At 71.2% G+C, this 16,256-nt stretch carries 19 protein-coding genes, 3 tRNA genes and 1 pseudogene; 14 read left to right on the forward strand and 9 right to left on the reverse strand.

Features of this window, described 5'->3' with window-relative positions:
* The 5 genes and pseudogenes from BU204_RS40160 to BU204_RS19940 all read left to right on the forward strand — a co-directional run.
* A pseudogene (locus tag BU204_RS40160) lies at nt 1–215 on the forward strand (WXG100 family type VII secretion target); the annotation flags it as partial.
* A 26-nt stretch (nt 216–241) separates the two neighbouring features.
* A complete protein-coding gene (locus tag BU204_RS19925; RefSeq protein WP_075127225.1) occupies nt 242–532 on the forward strand; it encodes a hypothetical protein in 291 nt (96 codons plus the stop codon).
* On the forward strand, nt 526–1,323 hold the full coding sequence (locus tag BU204_RS19930; RefSeq protein WP_075127226.1) for a PspA/IM30 family protein: 798 nt from the start codon (nt 526–528) through the stop codon (nt 1,321–1,323). Before BU204_RS19925 ends, BU204_RS19930 begins: the two co-directional genes overlap by 7 nt.
* A complete protein-coding gene (locus tag BU204_RS19935; protein ID WP_075127227.1) occupies nt 1,320–1,916 on the forward strand; it encodes a hypothetical protein in 597 nt (198 codons plus the stop codon). The genes BU204_RS19930 and BU204_RS19935 overlap by 4 nt, the downstream gene beginning before the upstream one ends.
* A 4-nt stretch (nt 1,917–1,920) precedes the next feature.
* Nucleotides 1,921–2,664, forward strand: a complete 744-nt coding sequence (locus BU204_RS19940; RefSeq protein ID WP_083661454.1) for a helix-turn-helix domain-containing protein — start codon at nt 1,921–1,923, stop codon at nt 2,662–2,664.
* Here the strand turns inward: BU204_RS19940 and BU204_RS19945 are convergent.
* Together BU204_RS19945 and BU204_RS19950 are read right to left on the reverse strand one after the other, a co-directional pair.
* The gene (locus BU204_RS19945) at nt 2,658–3,569 is read right to left on the reverse strand and encodes a helix-turn-helix transcriptional regulator (protein ID WP_233160422.1); all 912 of its coding nucleotides are present in this window, start codon (nt 3,567–3,569) and stop codon (nt 2,658–2,660) included. The genes BU204_RS19940 and BU204_RS19945 overlap by 7 nt on opposite strands.
* 77 nt (nt 3,570–3,646) lie before the next feature.
* On the reverse strand, nt 3,647–4,897 hold the full coding sequence (locus BU204_RS19950) for a L,D-transpeptidase (RefSeq protein ID WP_083661455.1): 1,251 nt from the start codon (nt 4,895–4,897) through the stop codon (nt 3,647–3,649).
* Between the two features lie 362 nt (nt 4,898–5,259).
* On the opposite strand from BU204_RS19950, the gene BU204_RS19955 reads away from it, so the two are divergent.
* A complete protein-coding gene (locus BU204_RS19955; RefSeq protein ID WP_075127229.1) occupies nt 5,260–5,463 on the forward strand; it encodes a cold-shock protein in 204 nt (67 codons plus the stop codon).
* Between the two features lie 67 nt (nt 5,464–5,530).
* Here BU204_RS19955 and BU204_RS19960 read toward each other — a convergent pair whose 3' ends face one another.
* Together BU204_RS19960 and BU204_RS19965 are read right to left on the reverse strand one after the other, a co-directional pair.
* Entirely contained in the window at nt 5,531–5,785 is a 255-nt protein-coding gene (locus BU204_RS19960; protein ID WP_233160423.1) for a hypothetical protein, read from the reverse strand.
* A gap of 393 nt (nt 5,786–6,178) precedes the next feature.
* Complete coding sequence (locus tag BU204_RS19965) at nt 6,179–6,391, reverse strand: heavy-metal-associated domain-containing protein (RefSeq protein WP_075127231.1); 213 nt, start codon at nt 6,389–6,391, stop codon at nt 6,179–6,181.
* Between the two features lie 298 nt (nt 6,392–6,689).
* Between BU204_RS19965 and BU204_RS19970 the strand changes: the two genes are divergently transcribed.
* Together BU204_RS19970 and BU204_RS19975 are read left to right on the forward strand one after the other, a co-directional pair.
* Entirely contained in the window at nt 6,690–6,932 is a 243-nt protein-coding gene (locus BU204_RS19970) for a hypothetical protein (RefSeq protein ID WP_075127232.1), read from the forward strand.
* Between the two features lie 110 nt (nt 6,933–7,042).
* Nucleotides 7,043–7,118 (forward strand) — tRNA-Glu (locus tag BU204_RS19975).
* A gap of 88 nt (nt 7,119–7,206) precedes the next feature.
* On the opposite strand, the gene BU204_RS19980 is transcribed toward BU204_RS19975, so the two are convergent.
* The 5 genes from BU204_RS19980 to BU204_RS20000 all read right to left on the reverse strand — a co-directional run bounded on the left by BU204_RS19980 (nt 7,207) and on the right by BU204_RS20000 (nt 10,834).
* The gene (locus BU204_RS19980) at nt 7,207–8,127 is read right to left on the reverse strand and encodes a class A beta-lactamase-related serine hydrolase (RefSeq protein WP_233160424.1); all 921 of its coding nucleotides are present in this window, start codon (nt 8,125–8,127) and stop codon (nt 7,207–7,209) included.
* A gap of 102 nt (nt 8,128–8,229) precedes the next feature.
* Entirely contained in the window at nt 8,230–8,697 is a 468-nt protein-coding gene (locus BU204_RS19985) for a hypothetical protein (protein WP_075127233.1), read from the reverse strand.
* Nucleotides 8,698–8,735: 38 nt separating this feature from the next.
* Nucleotides 8,736–9,311, reverse strand: a complete 576-nt coding sequence (locus BU204_RS19990; protein ID WP_083661456.1) for a DUF3558 family protein — start codon at nt 9,309–9,311, stop codon at nt 8,736–8,738.
* Nucleotides 9,308–9,697 carry a hypothetical protein gene (locus tag BU204_RS19995; RefSeq protein WP_075127235.1) on the reverse strand — a complete coding sequence of 130 codons (390 nt, stop codon included), beginning with the start codon at nt 9,695–9,697 and terminating at the stop codon, nt 9,308–9,310. Before BU204_RS19995 ends, BU204_RS19990 begins: the two co-directional genes overlap by 4 nt.
* 12 nt (nt 9,698–9,709) lie before the next feature.
* Complete coding sequence (locus BU204_RS20000; protein ID WP_075127236.1) at nt 9,710–10,834, reverse strand: hypothetical protein; 1,125 nt, start codon at nt 10,832–10,834, stop codon at nt 9,710–9,712.
* 265 nt (nt 10,835–11,099) lie between these two features.
* Between BU204_RS20000 and BU204_RS20005 the strand changes: the two genes are divergently transcribed.
* From BU204_RS20005 to BU204_RS20030, 6 genes are all read left to right on the forward strand, one after another.
* A tRNA-Asp gene (locus BU204_RS20005) sits at nt 11,100–11,173 on the forward strand.
* 94 nt (nt 11,174–11,267) lie between these two features.
* Nucleotides 11,268–11,344 (forward strand) — tRNA-Phe (locus BU204_RS20010).
* Nucleotides 11,345–12,077: 733 nt separating this feature from the next.
* Nucleotides 12,078–13,580: a sugar transferase gene (locus tag BU204_RS20015; RefSeq protein WP_083661457.1), complete on the forward strand. Its 1,503-nt coding sequence runs from the start codon at nt 12,078–12,080 to the stop codon at nt 13,578–13,580.
* A complete protein-coding gene (locus BU204_RS20020) occupies nt 13,580–14,815 on the forward strand; it encodes a class I SAM-dependent methyltransferase (RefSeq protein ID WP_075127238.1) in 1,236 nt (411 codons plus the stop codon). Before BU204_RS20015 ends, BU204_RS20020 begins: the two co-directional genes overlap by 1 nt.
* Complete coding sequence (locus tag BU204_RS20025) at nt 14,812–15,609, forward strand: glycosyltransferase family protein (protein ID WP_075127239.1); 798 nt, start codon at nt 14,812–14,814, stop codon at nt 15,607–15,609. The genes BU204_RS20020 and BU204_RS20025 overlap by 4 nt, the downstream gene beginning before the upstream one ends.
* Entirely contained in the window at nt 15,606–16,256 is a 651-nt protein-coding gene (locus BU204_RS20030; RefSeq protein WP_075127330.1) for a PIG-L deacetylase family protein, read from the forward strand. Before BU204_RS20025 ends, BU204_RS20030 begins: the two co-directional genes overlap by 4 nt.

The raw sequence follows: 16,256 nt of genomic DNA on the forward strand, positions 1-16,256 counted from the left end.
CCGGCCGCGTTCCCGGCGCCGTGCCGGGGGCGGCCGGCGCGCTCGGCGGCGCTGCCGGTGCCCGGGGAGCCGGCGGCGCTGGGGCCTTTGGCGGCATGCCGCTGGGCGGGAACGCCAACGGCGAGGAGGATGGCGAGCACACCAACAAGTACGACGAGGGGCTCGACCTCTTCGACGACCTGCCGCCGGCCTATCCTCCGGTGTTCGGGGCGTAGTCCCCGTTCCACGGGAAGGAGCGGCGGTGTCCGGGTTCGAGGCGGAGCTGGCCGCGCTGGGGGTGACCGCCGGCGTGCTCGGTTCCGCCGCCGAGTCGCTCTCGGCGGCGGTGGACGGGTTGTCCGGCTGCGCCGAGCTCGGTCCCGGCCGGCTCGACGAGGTGGCCGGGGCATTGGTGGCCGACACCCGGGCGGAGCTGGCCGGCGTGTTCCGGGCCGTGGCCGCCGACGCCGAGCTGGTGCGGTCGGTCCGCGACGGCTACGCCGAGGTCGACGAGAACGCCGGCGCCCGCTTCCGGGAGCTCGGCCCGTGGTGAGCTACCGGGGCCTGGAGTTCGACCCCACCCCCGGTCGCCTCGACGCCGTCACGGACACGATCACCCAGCTCACCGCCGCCGCCGACGCGTTGGCCGCGGTCGAGCCGGCCCTGGTCGACGCGGCCCGCCACGCAGGGGGATGGCGGGGTGCGGCGGCCGAGGCCTTCCGCGAGCGCCTGGCGGCGACCCCGGGCGAGCTGGGGCGGCGGGAGCGCCTGCTGCGCGAGGCGGTGACCGCTCTCGAACGCTGGGCGCGCACGCTCGCCCGGAACCAACGCCACACCGAGGAGCTGGACGCGCGAGCGCTGTCGCTGCGGGCGAGGCTGCGCGCCGCCCAGGACGACCTCCAGGACACGCAGGACGCGGTCGACCTCGCGGCGACGCCGGTGGGCGTCGCCGGGGCCAGCATGGCGCTGTCCGGGGCGCGGGACCGGGTGGCAGAGCTGGAGTCGGCGCTGTCGGAGGTGCTCGCTGAGGCGCGGGAGCTGGAGCGCGAGCACCTGCGGGCCTCCGCCGCCGTCGCCGACGAGCTGGCCGCGCTGCGGGGCGAGGAGCCATCCACCCGGCCGGCTGCCTCGCCGGCCGTCCGCGCGCTGGCCGGTGTGCTCGGGACCGCCTCGGCGACCTCGGCGACGCTGGCCGGCGCCCTGACCGGTCCGGGACGGCGCGAGGCGTCCGTGCCCGAGGGCGCGCACTCCGCCTTCGCCGCGGCGCTCTCGAGCGGCCGGCAGACCACGGGCGAGTTGGTCGTGCGGGGCGAGACCCCGCTGCCGCGGGGTGAGGGCGGGTGAGGCTCGCCGCGGTCGAGGGGATCACGCCGGTGCCCGTCTCCTCCGTCGAGGAGACCGAGCGCGCCCTGACCGAGCTGATGATCGAGATCCGGGGGCGGGACTCCGCGCACGACCCGGGTCTCGCGCTCGCGGCTCGCGACGCGGCCGAGCTGGCGCACGCCAACGGTGCCGGCCTGGTCGCGGTCGTCGGGCACCCGAACGCCGACCCGGCGGTGCTCGTCGGCATGGTCGTGGCCGCCGACTCGCCGCTCGGGCCCGACGCGGCGGAGGAGCTCGCCCGCTACCTGGCCGACGCCGGCGGCGTGGACATCCGCGAAGTCAGCGAGTCGCGCACGGAACGGGGCTACCCGGTCGTACTGGCCGAACGGCTCCTGCTGGCCGGCTCGCCGCCCTCCGGCTGCCAGCTCCAGGCCGTGGTCATCGACCCGTCCGGTCGGCGGATGGCCGTGTTCACCCTGCACTCCACCACGGGCCGGGGCTGGCTGGAGCTGGCCGGCGTGCTCGGCCGCCTGGTGTCCTCTGTGGACTTCGAGGCCGCGCCCGCCGAACGCCGGATGCGCGTCACCGCCCGCCCCACCGGGCGGCGGACCTAGGACCGTGCCGAGGGACCCCCGGGAGCTGGGTGGAGCGTGGACCCGCTACCAGCGGCTGGCCTTCGCCGCACCGTCGGCGGACCTGGCGCCCTGGGTGCAGGGGTACCGGATCGTCTCCTGGGACTACGCGGAGCCGTACCGGCAGAAGCTCGTGCCCTACCCCCACGTGAACCTGACCTTCCGCGGTGGCGGCGTCCAGCTGCACGGCGTCTGGTCGGTCCACCGGGTCCGGGTCCTGGTGGGGCGCGAGGGCATGCTCGCCGTCGCCTTTCGGCCCGGTTGCTTCCGGCCGTTCCTCGGGGCGTCGGTGGCCACGATCACCGACCGCACCGTCGACGCCGAACCCGTGTTCGGTCCGGTCCCGCCGGAGCCACCGGACGTGCCGGCCGTCGAGGACTACCTGCGGCGCGTCCTCCCCGAGCCGGACCCGCGAGCCACCGAGGTCGCGGAGGTGGTGGCCGCGATCGCCGCGCGACGCGACATCACGCGGGTCGACGCGCTCGCCCGCGAGTGCGGTACGAGCGTGCGCGGCCTGCAACGCCGGTTCGCCGAGTACGTCGGCATCGGCCCCAAGTGGGTGATCCGCCGGTACCGGCTGCACGAGGTGACCGAGCGTCTGGCCGCGGGCGTTCCGTTCGACTGGGCGGAGCTCGCCGCGGACCTCGGCTACGTCGACCAGCCCCACCTCATCCGCGACTTCCGCCAACTTTTCGGCGAGTCCCCCACCCACTACGCGCAGCGCTACTGACCCCGCCGCGCCTGGTCGCGGAACTCGCGTGGGGTGCGACCAACCACCTTGCGGAAGGTGCGGGAGAAGTGTGCCGCGTTCGCGAAGCCGCACTGGCGGGAGATCTCGCCGATGCCCCGAACGGCGTGCGCGGGGTCGCCGAGCAGCTCCTTGGCCCGTTCGATGCGCAGCTGGCGGATGCGTCCGGACACGCCGTCGCCGTCGTCGAAGAGCTGGTACAGGCGGCGGCGGGAGATGAACAGGGCCTCGGCGATGCGGTCGGCGGACAGGGTCGGGTCGGCGAGGTTCTCCTTGATGAACACCACGGCGTCCCGGCGGCGGGTGGCTATCGCGTCGGCCCGGTTGAGCTCGGTGCGCAGCGCGCTGCGCAGGACCAGCTCGGCCAGCCCGGTCAGGTAGGGCCTGATCCCGTGCGGGTCCAGCGACTCCGACACCACCAACACGTGCGCCACCGCCGCGGCGAACAGCGTCTGCAACGGGCGGTCCACCGGGACCGGGCGGAACAGCAGCGGGCGGAGCTCAGCGAAGCTGATCGAGAGCTTCGTGGTGGCCACGGTGAGCAGTACGGTGCCCTGCCGCTCGGCCGGCACGGCCCGCAGGGTGCACTCGGGAAAGGTCAGGCCGACGCCGCCGGCCGGCAGGTAGCGGGGCAGCGAGGCCCGCATCACCAGCTGGAGCTGGTCGGGCTCGGCCCGAGGACGAGGGGGCGCCGGTTCCCGGGCGGCCTCCATGGCGATCCTGGCGGCGTTGGCGCCGGAGGCGCGGACCACCAGATAGCCGGCAGCGACCTCGTCGTCCGCGGACGACGTCGGTTCGGCGGCGGTCGCCGACGAGGGCGCGAGCACCGGGGAGAGCATGGCGAACCGGCGTTCCAGGCTCGCTGGAACCCGCCCCGCACCCCCCATCGACCCACCCCCGCCGTCGGCGACCTCGCGAACGGGGTCACCCTATGCCGGGTGTCAGCCGCTGACCAGGACAGCGGTCAGGACAGCGCCGACATGGACAGCCACTGGTCCCACGGCACAGCCCAGTCGTAGTAGTCCCCGTCGGTCGCGTCGAGCGGGTTCGTGCTCCCGGTGATCTCCACCGGGTCACCGACCAGGGAGCTGTCGAAGTACCGCTTGGCGTTGGCCGGGGAGAGGTTGACGCACCCGTGCGAGACGTTCTGGTTGCCCTGCGCCCAGACCGAGGGCGCGTAGCCGTGCACGAACTCGCCGTTGTTGGAGATCCGCACCGCCCACGGGACGACGACGTCGTAGTAGTCGTACTTGGGGTTGGTCATCGAGTACGACTCGTGCTTGGACATCACCACGTGCGTACCGCTGTTGGTCACCCGTCCCGGGTCGGACTCGAGACCGAAGCTCGCCGGGAAGTCGGCTGTGCGCTTGCCGTCGCGGAACACCTGCAGGCGGTGGGTCCGGGTGTCGGCCTTGACGACCTGGTTGCGGCCGATGGTGAAGTGCGAGGTCATGTCGTCGTCGCCGTACACCCCACCGCCGTAGTGCACGCCGTACAGCTTGAGGCTGACGTCCACCGTCGTACCGGCCGGCCAGTAGGCCTTGGGGCGCCAGTGCGCGCGGGTGTCGTCCAGCCAGGCCCAGGAGCCCTCGACCGGGACCGAGGTCCGCACGGTCATGGCCTTCTGCGCGGCCGCCTTGTCGGTCACCGGGCCGTCGAAGGTCACCGCGATCGGCATCGCCACGCCGTAGGTCTCGTTGTCCCCGGTGTTGATCCGGGTGCCGAGGGTGCCGCTCGGGGTGACCGTGGTGAACGAGCCGGTGATCGGCTTGCGCTCGCCGTTGGCGCCGACCGCGGAACCGGTCCAGGTGTAGGTCTTGCCGAAGCCGAGCGGTTCGCCGACTCGCCAGGTGGTCTTGTCCGCCGACAGCGAGCCGATCACCTTCTTGCCGGTCGGGTTGGTCAGCGTCAGCGCCTCGATGGTGCCGTCGGTGACGGTCACCGAGACCGGCGCGACCGGGCTGACGTCGGCGGCCCCCGCGGCCGGTTCGAGCGCGATCCGGGCGGCGGGCTTCGGCGCCGCCTGCGCCGCCGGGCTTCCGCCGCTCCCACGGTCGGTCGCGGCGGTGTCCGGGGTGTCCGAACTGCACGCGGTCAGGCCCAGCACGGCGACGAGGCCGGCCGAGACCAGCGCCGTCAGCGGCCCCCGCCGCCAGCCAGGCCGCCAGCCGCGCCGTCGGCCGTCGTGTCCCTGGCCAACTCGGCCTGCGTGCATTGCGTCCCCCTGTCGGTACCCCACTCGTGCTCCCACACTTGATTCGACGCTGCGGAGCGGTGCGACGTTGGCTCGTTCGGATGTGATGCAGATCACAGCACGTCACTCCTGTTCAGCCTGCGGAGATCGTTCAGGAGGGGGTGGAACCTGTAGTCAGTCGTGTGCTGGTGGTAGTGCCGCAGGTGTTCTTCGCGCTACGCTTTGCCGCGCAGGCCGTAGTTTCTGTGTTCGTGCTTTCCACGCTCGCGGAACGAAAACGCGGGCGTGCGGCACTTCCGCTGAGGTTGGCGGAGGCAACGCCCGAGGGGCTGCCGGGGTTGCACGGTGTAACCCCATGCTGATCCTGCGATGGAGGCAGGTAGATGGCACAGGGCACTGTGAAGTGGTTCAACTCCGAGAAGGGCTTCGGGTTCATCGCCGTCGATGACGGCGGCGCCGATGTCTTCGTGCACTACTCGGAGATCCAGGGCAAGGGATTCCGCACCCTGGAGGAGAACCAGCGCGTCGAGTTCGAGGTAGGACAGGGCACCAAGGGTCCGCAGGCCACGAACGTGCGCGCTCTCTAGAAGGTCCCAGCGCGAACAAAGGGCCCCGACCGGGAGACCGGTCGGGGCCCTGCTGGTTGCGATGGGATCAGCGGCGGTGGAAGTGCTGGGACTCCCACTCGAGCCGCTGCAGCACCCACTCCTGGGCGAGTGCCATCGGTGAGGTCTGGTAGTGGGCGGCGAGCTCGCGGAGCTGCTCGTTGGCCATCAGGGGGAGGCGCAGCTGGTAGACCTCGGCTCCGCCGAAGCGACGCCCGGCTCCCGTGGACTCAGGGTCGCCCTGTGGAGAGAGCGCCGCCAGGTACGACGCCAGCTCCTCGTCGGGCAGGTTGTCGTCCTGCACCTGAGCCTCGTCCCGATGGCGCCCAGCGGCCGCGGGATCGCCCGCCTTCACGCTCGGTCGACTACGTCCGGTGAAAAGCACCAGAGGAGGATAACGAACAGATTGCGATGGCTCCAGGCATCGCGACCAGATTTCCCCCGGGAGTGACCGCGATCACGAACGAGGCGAACCACCGACATGGAGAGGCCCCCGCGCCAGGGGGAGGAACGCGGGGGCCGGAGGGGATCTCCACAGGCGCTGACCGGGGGTGTGTCAGCGAGTCGATTGTTGCACGCGCACGCGCTTCGTGGGAGTGGGTAGGAGTAGAAAATTGGGAGAACTGTTCACCTACCCCCGCCGATCCAGCTGACTTCTCCACCTCGGTGCGCTACCGGCCTGGAGCTCCGCGGCTCGTCAGGTCGCCAGGCGATGCCCGCTGAGGGCGAGTGCCGCCTCCACGCTCGGCCGGCTGAGCTCGTCCGCGCTGACGACGGTGACCCGCCCGGCCGGCAGGTTGACGGCCACGTCGGTCACGTGGTCAAGCTCGGACAGTTCCTCGGTCACCGACGCGGCGCAGTGGTCGCAGGTCATCCCGGCGACGTCGTACACGTTGTAGATGGTGTGCATGGGCACTGAACGTTTCCTCTCGGTTCGACTCCCCGCCTCCCTCTGGTCTCTTCGGGAGCCGGCGAGCCGGCCTTGAGGCACGTGATGTCGCCCGTCCGGGTGGCCTTGTCCCAGCCCGGGGCCTGCGTCCATTCGAGTGATCATCGATCAATCATGCGAATGGTCTCCGTCGCGCGAGGGGTGCGCCACCCAGCGCCGACTACGCAACGTGTGGTCGCGATTCACTCCTCGGGGGGCTGTGGATCGCGCCCTTGGGCTCATAGTCTCTCGGCCAATACACATAGGTCGGGGAGGCGACATGAGCGGACCGGTCGAAGTTCGTGACTTCCTGCTACAACAGGAGACCCGGGACACCTCTCTCGGGTTCGGCGGCGTGCCGGCTCCGCGCAGCGGCGAGTCCTCGCGGGTGACCGACGAGCAGGTGCGACGGGCCCAGCTCGCGGTCGCGCACAGCGCGCGGGACGCGGAGGACTGCCGGGAGCTCCTGGAGATGCTCGGCCTCGTGCCGGGCGAGGACGGCGTACCGCCCGTACGGAGATAGGCATCCCAGCTTCGGCCCGGGGCGACCAGCCGGACCGGCCCGCGGGCACCCGCTTTGTGGTGACCGCGGGCCGTGTCCTATGCTTTTCGTGCTCCAAGCGGGCAACCCGGGCTCCCATCGTCTAGCGGCCTAGGACTCCGCCCTTTCAAGGCGGCAGCGCGGGTTCGAATCCCGTTGGGAGCACCACCCCCTCACCAGAACCGACCGAGCCGTGCCCGGGTCGGCTACGCCGAGGACATACCCGCCCGGGCCCTCGTGGGTCGGCTCCAGCAGCTCAGACCGCGTCGGAGTCCGCCTTGTACACGGCCTCGGTCAGGTCGGTGATCCGGTCGGCGGAGTCCTGCCACGACAGGGTCGTCGGCTCCAGGGTCAGCACGACCACAATCTTCTCGTCGCATCGGCCGGTGCCGGTGGTGTGCATGGCCCGGCTGGTGAGATCGATGTCCGGCTCGGCCTTGGCGGCCTGGCGCTTGTTCTCGCGGTCGATCGCGGCGGCGGCCGCGCGCATCTCCCGGGTGACCGGCGCGGTTCGACTCGGCTCCACGCACTCCTCGCCGGGCGTCGGAGCGGCGCCGAAGCCGGACCAGCCCTGCTTGACCGCCCACGGCCTCGGCAACGCGCTGGGGATCCCGAACGACTGGTCGAACGTGTCCGTGGCGCACCTGGTGGCCTGACGGAGGTTGCCCATGATGAAGTCCCGGTACTTCGGGTGGGCCTCGGTGAGGATGTACTGGTAGGTCCGCACCACGTCGGCCGCGCTGATCGCGGTGTAGCCCCACTTGCCGCGTTGCGCCGGGGGCTCGGTGTCGGTCAGACCGAGCCGGGCGACCGTCCGCACCACGATCTGCTCCCACCCGTCCCGCACCCACAACGTGCTGGCCGCGTCGTCGTCGCTGGACCGCAGCATCGGTTCCAGCAGTGCCAGGTCCTCGGGCGGGACCACGTGGTCGGGGCCGCGGGTCTCCAGGTAGTCCAACGCGATGAACAGCTTGACCACCGACGCGGACCGGTACTGCTTGTGCTCCTCCATCCCCCAGGACGCCCCGGTCGTGCGGTCGAGCACCAGATAGCTCGCCGTCATGCCCTCGGGAAGATCGACCTCGGCGGGATCCGGCGCCGCCGCGGCCTGCCCGGACATCGACACGACCGCGGTCGCCCCCAACACCAGCCCACCCAGGCGCCGTACAACCCTCATATCGCTGACCTCGAAACTCCTCGATGAACACGGAAGAGCACACACCGTAGCGGGAGTCGATCATGACGCGACATCCAGGCCCGAAATGTCACACTCGGGGAGTCAGCCCGGTGGCGGCGCCCGCAGCAGCCGGCGTAGCCAGCCGCTGGTGGAGAGCCTCGCCAGGGCGAGGGTGAAGCGCGGAACGAAGAGCAGGACGCCCAGCGCGGCGACGAACATCGGCACGACCACGAGGGGGCCACGCGCGTGGTCGGCGACGATCCGGGAGGTTCCGGTCACCAGCGCCACCGGCTGGTCGCAGGTGACCGTCGCGGTACCGGCGAAGTCCGGGTCCACCGGCTCGCCGACGGTGAAGCGGTGACCACGCTCGACCAGCCGGCCCTCGGGGGTCAGCGTGCAGGTGACCGTCGGATCGCCGGAGTTGCGCTCGCCGGGGATCCTGTCGAACGACGCTGTCTCCCCGGCCGGCCAGCTCGCCTCCTCGCCCGGCCCGGCGGACGGGGCGTTCGAGACCGCGACCGCGCCGACGCCGAGCATCAGCGCGGTGCCGACGAGACCGGCGGCCAGCATGCCCCATGCCGTCCGCCGAAGGGGTTTGCGCGACGCGCTCAGCGCCCCTCCCGCAGTGTCGACAGCGCCGTCGTCGCGACCTCGGTCGCGCGCCGGCATTCGGGCTGCTTCAGGTCGTTCACCAGCAGCACGGCCTGTTCGGCGATGCCGACCATGACCCGGCACTGGCCGCCGTCGTCCACGATCGCCGGGTATCGGTCGACGGTGTTCGGCGCCCAGGTCGCGCAGGCCGCCGGGGCGTTGTCGCCACGGCACTGCGCGACCAGGTCCGCGAGCCCTCGGTCGGTCATCAGCTGCAGCTGGACGGTGGTGATCCGGTCGCCCGCCGGATGCAGCAGGCACTCGGCGGTGCCGCCCAGCTCCGTGCGCTCGGTGTCCGGCAGGTCGAGCTCGGCGCGCTGCTCGGCGGTGAGCAACCCACACGGATCGTCGGCGAACCGACCGGGCTCGAGCGGTTCGGCGATCGCCGGAACCTCGTAGTCCGACGGCAGCCCGGAGGAGGGAGTCACGACCGGGTCGTCCGCGCCCCCCTCGCCGGTGTCCGCCGAACACCCGACGAGCACAACCGCGAGCGCGGCCAGTGCCCCACCCGCCTTCGCCACGGCGGTCCTCATCGCCTGCGCCGCTTCAGCACGCCGCCGCGGAACAGGTCCTCGGAGTCGTCGGTGTCCGTTCGCTCCCGCTGCTGGCGCTCCTTCTCGTCCGTCCTCGAGCGCTCGGCGGTGAGCTCGGCGGCGAGCGCACCGCCGTCGAACTCGCGCGCCTTCTCCAGGTTCTGCTCGAGGATGCCGGCATAGGCCGAGTGGGTGGCGACCGTGCGCCAGGTCATCGTGCCGTCGCCGATGCCGGTGCCGATCTCCCGCAACATCGGGTCGTCGCTGGTCCTCAGCGTGTCCAGGAACAGGCGCTCGAGTGCCTGCTCGTCCTTGGCAAGGTGCTCGTAGGGGGTGCCTCTGGTGAGCTCGAGGAGCTTGTCCAGGCTGGTCGGGAACTCGGGCATCGGAAACTCCTGTCAGCGCGGGGTCGCCGGACGGGGCGGCAGACTGGGCATGGCGGAGGACCCGGACAGACTCCCGAAGTCGGTCTGTGCGGCCTTGACCACGCTCAGGGCGAGCTCGAGCCTGCCGCGGAGATCCATGATCTGCTCGATACCGCTGATCACTCGGTGGATCTTCCAACCCGCGAGCAGCCCGGCCCCCACCGCGACCGGCGCGCCGACGCCGGTCGCGGCGGCCCCTCCGCTCACCCCGGCGGCGAATGCCGCACTGACGGCCGCGTCACCGATCTCGTTCAGCACGTTCACCACCGCGTCCCGGAGCGTGACCATCTCCTCCGACGCGGTCCGGTACTGATCGCTCAGCTCGGCGAGCGGCTTCTGGGCGTCGTGCAGGGGACGGCCGAGGTTCATCAGGTACAGCGAACAGCCCTCGCCGGCATGGCCGGTCCACACGTCCTCGGTGCCCTGCGAGGCCCAGTCGATGTTGATGGCCACGTTCCGGCAGAGGTGGCCGAGCCGCTCGAACACGTCGGCCGCGGACCGCACCCCCGCCCAGTCGCCGACCCAGGGCTTGACGATCTCGGCCTGCGGGTCGATCGGGCGGTCCATCCAGCCGAGCTGCGCGGCCAGCCAGGTGACACTCTCGATGGCGTTGCCGATGTGCGCCATCGGGCTGAACGCGTCCCACCAGTTCGGCGAGCCGTCCAATTCCCGGTTGTAGTCCTTCACCTCGCCCAGGTGCTGCTGCGGTTGAACGACGTCGCCGAACCTCGCGGTGTCCTCCGGCGGCTCGACGGGGACGTAGTCCGTGTGCTCGCGGGCGTCGGTCAGCCCCGCCGGCGGGTAGCTCTCGTCGAGCCGCGCGGCAGCGGCCTGGTCGGTGCGCTCGTAGTAGGCCGCGGCGTCGGTGACCGAGGCGGACGTGGCCGCGGCCGCGTCGGTGACGTCCCCGAACCACGTGTCCAGCGTCCTGACGACCGTGTCGTGGCTGTCGGTGATCCGGTTGACCAGGCCCTCGCCGGTGATCGGGGAGACGCCGTCGTGCAGGTACTTCCGCCCGGCCCGGAAGTCCTCCCCGGCCCGGTCGAGCAGGCCGGCCAGCTCACGAAGAGCCGGCGGTTGGACACTGAACCCACCCATGTCGAACTGTCCCCCTCATTACCGAACGTTGCCGCTCGAGGCTAGGTCAGCCGCCGCACCGCCACCGCGAGACGGGTGGTTCGATTACCCGTTGTTCACCTCCCGTTCCCCTGCTTCCGGGTCGGGGAGCGCAGCGCGAGCGACCGGGGGCCGAGCCCGACCCCGGATCAACAGGGGAAGGCGGTCTGCTAGAGTTCCTACCGTTCCGAACGGACGCAGGTGACGAGCCCTGTGCGTTCTCGTTGGGGGCGTGTTTCACAAGCAAGGCCCAGTGGCGCAGTTGGTTAGCGCGTCGCCCTGTCACGGCGAAGGTCGCGGGTTCGAGTCCCGTCTGGGTCGCGGAGCTCCTGGGAGCGCCGGGCCCGCGCACAGCGCGGGCGGTAGTCGTTCCACACCCCACCGGTGAGCTCGATCAGCGAATGCCAGGGGTTGGGGCCAGGTAGCTCAGTTGGTATGAGCGACCGCCTGAAAAGCGGTAGGTCGGCGGTTCGATCCCGCCCCTGGCCACCAGTGCAAACAGCCCTCGTCGGTTTCCGGCGGGGGCTGTTCGGTCTCGGTTGGGGTCTCAGCGGCGGCACGGCTCGGCCAGTCTCGCCACGGGTGAATGGTCGATCGACCGCGCTGGAGTTCGCGCGGTGCAGTGGACGCGCGACCGGAGGACCGGAGACCGGTCGGTCGGCGGGTCGATCCCGCCCCTGACCACACCGTGGGACCCCACCCATGACGTGGTGGGGTTTCTTCTTGTGCGGGGCATCACACGACTTCGTTCTCGGGTTTCTCGTCCGTGCGGATGCACGGGAAACGGAGGATGTCGCGGACTTCTCCTCCGCTCACCCCTCCGCCCCCCGCTGGCGCCGCCGAACGCCTGGCCAGGCACGTCGTGGGGCTGGTCTGCCGAGTGGGTCAGGCACCGGGTGCGGATGGCTCACCGCGTGCTCCGCTACACGGTAGGACAGCTCGCTGGGCCATCGAGTGGGGTCAGTAGTCGTCGCGGTATGTGACGGGTCAAGTAGAAATCCACTCTCGACGGTGTATTTCGCCTGGTCTGCAACCCGTCCGGATGAATCCACTTTCACCCTCCGTGTAACAGGTGCCCGAGGTGAAACGAATCAGAGAACGCGACCGCGGCTCGGCGAGGGGCAGACCGATTCGTTGGGTTGCAAGCGAATCGGCAACCACGGGCCGTCTACGTCGGCCCTCGATCCCACCGTGTGTCAGCACCCACACGGCCAGGGGGACGACAATGAGTGACCAACAACTCGGTGCCCCGCGGTGGAGACCCACACGATGGCGGGGTCTCACACAGCGTGATAACGCTCTCTCGCCGGGAGAGCTCTCCCAGCCGCCGGTGGCCAGCTGGGAGCCGCGGTACCGGCGGCTCGTGATCGCGAGCGACGTCTCCGTCACGCTGCTCACCGCGGTGGGGGTCGGCGGTTGGGTGAGCGTCAGCGGCGCGGCCCTCTTCAAGGACCTCACGCTCGGCTTCCTCACCGTCGCCGTGGTGCTCGTCTCCATCGCCACCAACCGCGCCTGGCACCCCGTCGCGCTGGGTCAGGGCGCCGAGGAGTACGTGCGGCTCGGCCGCGGCATGTTCGCCGCCGCGGTCACGCTGGCGCTCGCGGGGCTCGCCACCGGCGTGGTCTCCGCCCGCCCCTGGGTCTTCGTCGTCGTGCCGGTGAACGCGCTGCTCGCCCTGCTCGCGCGGTACCTGCTCCGCCAGTACCTGCACAAGGCGCGGCGGGTGGGCGAGTGTCTGCTGCCGGTCATGGCCGCCGGTGGGCCGGAGACGGTCAGCGACCTGATCCGCCGCACGCAGCAGAACTCGCACATCGGGTGGAAGGTCGCCGCCGTGTGCACCGCCGGCGGCACCGGCGACCCGGTCGACGAGATCGACGGCGTCTCGGTGGTCGGCCGGCTCGACGAGCTCGCCGACCACGTCCGCAGGGGCGGCTACCGGATCGTCGCGATCACGGCCGACTCCTACTGGACCCCCCGGCGCCTCCAGCAGCTCGCCTGGCGGCTCGAGGGCAGCGGCGCGGAGATGGTCGTCGCGCCGACGCTGATGGAGGTCGCCGGTCCCCGGCTGCACGTCACCGGCGTGCTCGGGATGCCTCTGCTGCGGGTCTCGGCGCCGACGTTCACCGGCATGCGCCGGGTGGTCAAGGGCGTGGTCGACCGGGTCGGTGCGGTCGTGCTGCTGCTCATGGCGCTGCCGGTGATGACCATCGCCGCGGTCGCCATCGCCGCCGACAGCCGAGGACCGGTGTTCTACCGGCAGCGACGGGTCGGGAAGGGCGGCAGGGAGTTCACCATCCTCAAGTTCCGCACGATGGTGCGCGACGCCGACCGGCTCAGGAACGAGCTCGCCGCGGCCAACGAGGGCGCCGGTGTGCTGTTCAAGATGCGCAAGGACCCGCGGGTCACCCGGGTCGGCGCGGTGCTGCGGCGCTACTCGCTCGACGAGCTCCCGCAGCTGCTCAACGTGCTCTCCGGCGCCATGTCCCTGGTGGGACCGCGGCCGCCGCTGCCGGAGGAGTCCGCCAAATACGAGCCGGACATGCGGCGCCGGCTGCTCGTGAAGCCCGGACTGACGGGATTGTGGCAGGTCAGCGGACGTAGCGACCTGTCGTGGGAAGAGGCGGTTCGGTTGGACCTGCGCTATGTGGAGGACTGGTCGCTGGCTATGGACGCAATGATCTTGTGGAAGACCTTCCGGGCCGTGCTCGGCGGGCAGGGGGCGTACTGATGATGACCTGCCGCCTGTGTGGTTCGGAGAACCTGGAGAGCGTCGTCGACCTCGGCGCGACACCCCCCTGCGAGCTGTTCCTCACCCGGGACCAGCTCGACCAGCCGGAGCTGACCTACCCGCTGCATCTGCGGGTCTGCACGAGCTGCTGGCTCGCCCAGCTGCCCCCGCTGATCAGCCCCGAGGAGACCTTCACCGAGTACGCCTACTTCTCCTCGTACTCGGACTCCTGGGTCGACCACGCGAGCTGGTTCGTGCTCAACTCGGTCGTCCGGCTCGGGCTGCACGCCGACTCGTTCGTCGTCGAGGTGGCCAGCAACGACGGCTACCTGCTCCAGCACGTCGCCGCGGGCGGCATCCGGTGCCTGGGCATCGAGCCCTCGGTCAACGTCGGCGAGGCCGCCAGGGAGAAGGGCGTGCCCACGCTCACCGAGTTCCTCACCCCGCTGACCGGTGCCGCGGTCCGGGAGGAGCACGGCCCGGCCGACCTCGTCGTCGCGAACAACGTCTACGCGCACATCCCCGACGTCGTCGGCTTCACCAAGGGCCTGCGCAACCTCGTCGCCGACGACGGCTGGGTCTCGATCGAGGTGCAGCACCTGCTCTCGCTGATCGAGCACAACCAGTACGACACGATCTACCACGAGCACTTCCAGTACTACACGGTCGCCTCCGCGCAGCGCGCGCTCGCCAGCGGCGGCCTGTCGCTGGTCGACGTGGAGCTGCTGCCGACCCACGGCGGCTCGATCCGGCTGTGGGCCCGCCCGGCCGAGATCGCCGAGGAGCCGAGCGCGGCCGTGCTCGACGTGCTCGCACGGGAGAAGGCCGCCGGGCTGCACGAGCTCGCCGGCTACGCCGAGTTCGCCACCCGGGTCGCGACCGTGCGCCGCGAGCTGCTCGCCTTCCTCACCACCGCCGCCGCCGAGGGCAAGACCGTGGTCGGCTACGGCGCGCCGGGCAAGGGCAACACCCTGCTCAACCACTGCGGCATCCGTCCGGACCTGCTGTCCTACACGGTGGACCGGAACCCCTACAAGCACGGCCGGTTCACGCCGGGGACCAGGATCCCCATCCTGGCGCCGGAGCGGATCGCCGAGGACCAGCCGGACTACGTGCTCGTCCTGCCGTGGAACCTGCGGGACGAGCTGACCACCCAACTGTCCTATGTGGGCGAGTGGGGCGGCAGGCTCGTGTTCCCTATCCCGAGCCTGGAGATCGTCGAGGTGAAGCCGTGAAGGTCGTGCTGTTCTGCGGCGGGTACGGGATGCGCATGCGCAACGGTGCCGCCGACGACGTGCCCAAGCCCATGGCCATGGTCGGGCCGCGCCCGCTGATCTGGCACGTGATGCGCTACTACGCGCACTTCGGCCACACCGAGTTCGTGCTGTGCCTCGGCTACGGGGCGCACCACATCAAGAACTTCTTCCTCAACTACGAGGAGACCATCTCCAACGACTTCATCCTGCGGGGCGGCAAGGCGGAGCTGCTCAGCACCGACATCGCGGACTGGTCGATCTCCTTCGTGCAGACCGGTATCGAGTCGGCGATCGGCGAGCGGCTGCGCCGGGTGCGCGAGCACCTCGACGGCGACGAGATGTTCCTCGCCAACTACGCCGACGTACTCACCGACGCGCCGCTGGACCTGATGGTCGACCGGTTCGCCGCCTCCGACGCCGGCGCCTCGATGATGGTCGTACCGCCGCAGTCCTCCTTCCACTGCGTGGAGATGGGCGAGGGCAACAGGGTCGGCTCGATCACGGCGGTCAGCGAGATGCCGCTGTGGGAGAACGGCGGCTACTTCGTGCTGCGCCAGGAGATCTTCGACCACATCCCCGAGGGCGGCGACCTGGTCGCCGACGGATGCGGCGAGCTGGCCAAGCGCGGCCGGCTGCTCGCCTACCCCTACCGCGGGTTCTGGCGGCCGACCGACACGGTCAAGGAGCGGTTCGCGCTCGACGACGGTTACGCGCGCGGCGAGCGGCCGTGGGCGCTGTGGGAGCACGCGAAGGTCCCGGCGAGGACGGCGTGATCCGCCTGGGGGCCGCCCGCATCGGTCGGGTCGTGGCGCTCGGCGCGCACTGCGACGACATCGCCATCGGCGCCGGCGGCACGCTGCACGCGCTGTGCCGCGCGCGGCCCGGACTGCGGGTCGACGCGCTCGTGCTCTCCGGCGGCGGCACCGAGCGGGAGGACGAGGAGCGCGCGGCGCTCGCCGCGTTCTGCCCGGACGCCGACCTCGACGTGACGGTGCTGAAGCTCCCCGACGGGCGGCTGCCAGCGCACTGGGACGAGGCCAAGTCCGCGCTCGAGGAGCTGCGCGGGCGCACCGAGCCCGACCTGCTGCTGGCGCCGCGCACCGACGACGCGCACCAGGACCACCGTGGCCTCGCCCAGCTGGTGCCGACGGCGTTCCGTGACCACCTGGTGCTCGGCTACGAGATCGTCAAGTGGGACGGCGACCTAGCCCGCCCCACCGTGTACCAGCCGCTCACCCCGGAACTGGCGGAGCGGAAGGTGGAGCTGCTGGCGCGGTACTACCCGTCCCAGCGACACCGCCCCTGGTACGACCGCGAGGCCTTCCTCGGGTTGGCGCGGATCCGGGGGATCGAGTGCCAGTCGCGCTATGCGGAGGCATTCCACGTCACGAAGCTGGTTCTCGACCTGGAGGGCAACTGA

It is taken from the genome of Actinophytocola xanthii, assembly GCF_001921205.1.
Taxonomy (GTDB): domain Bacteria; phylum Actinomycetota; class Actinomycetes; order Mycobacteriales; family Pseudonocardiaceae; genus Actinophytocola; species Actinophytocola xanthii.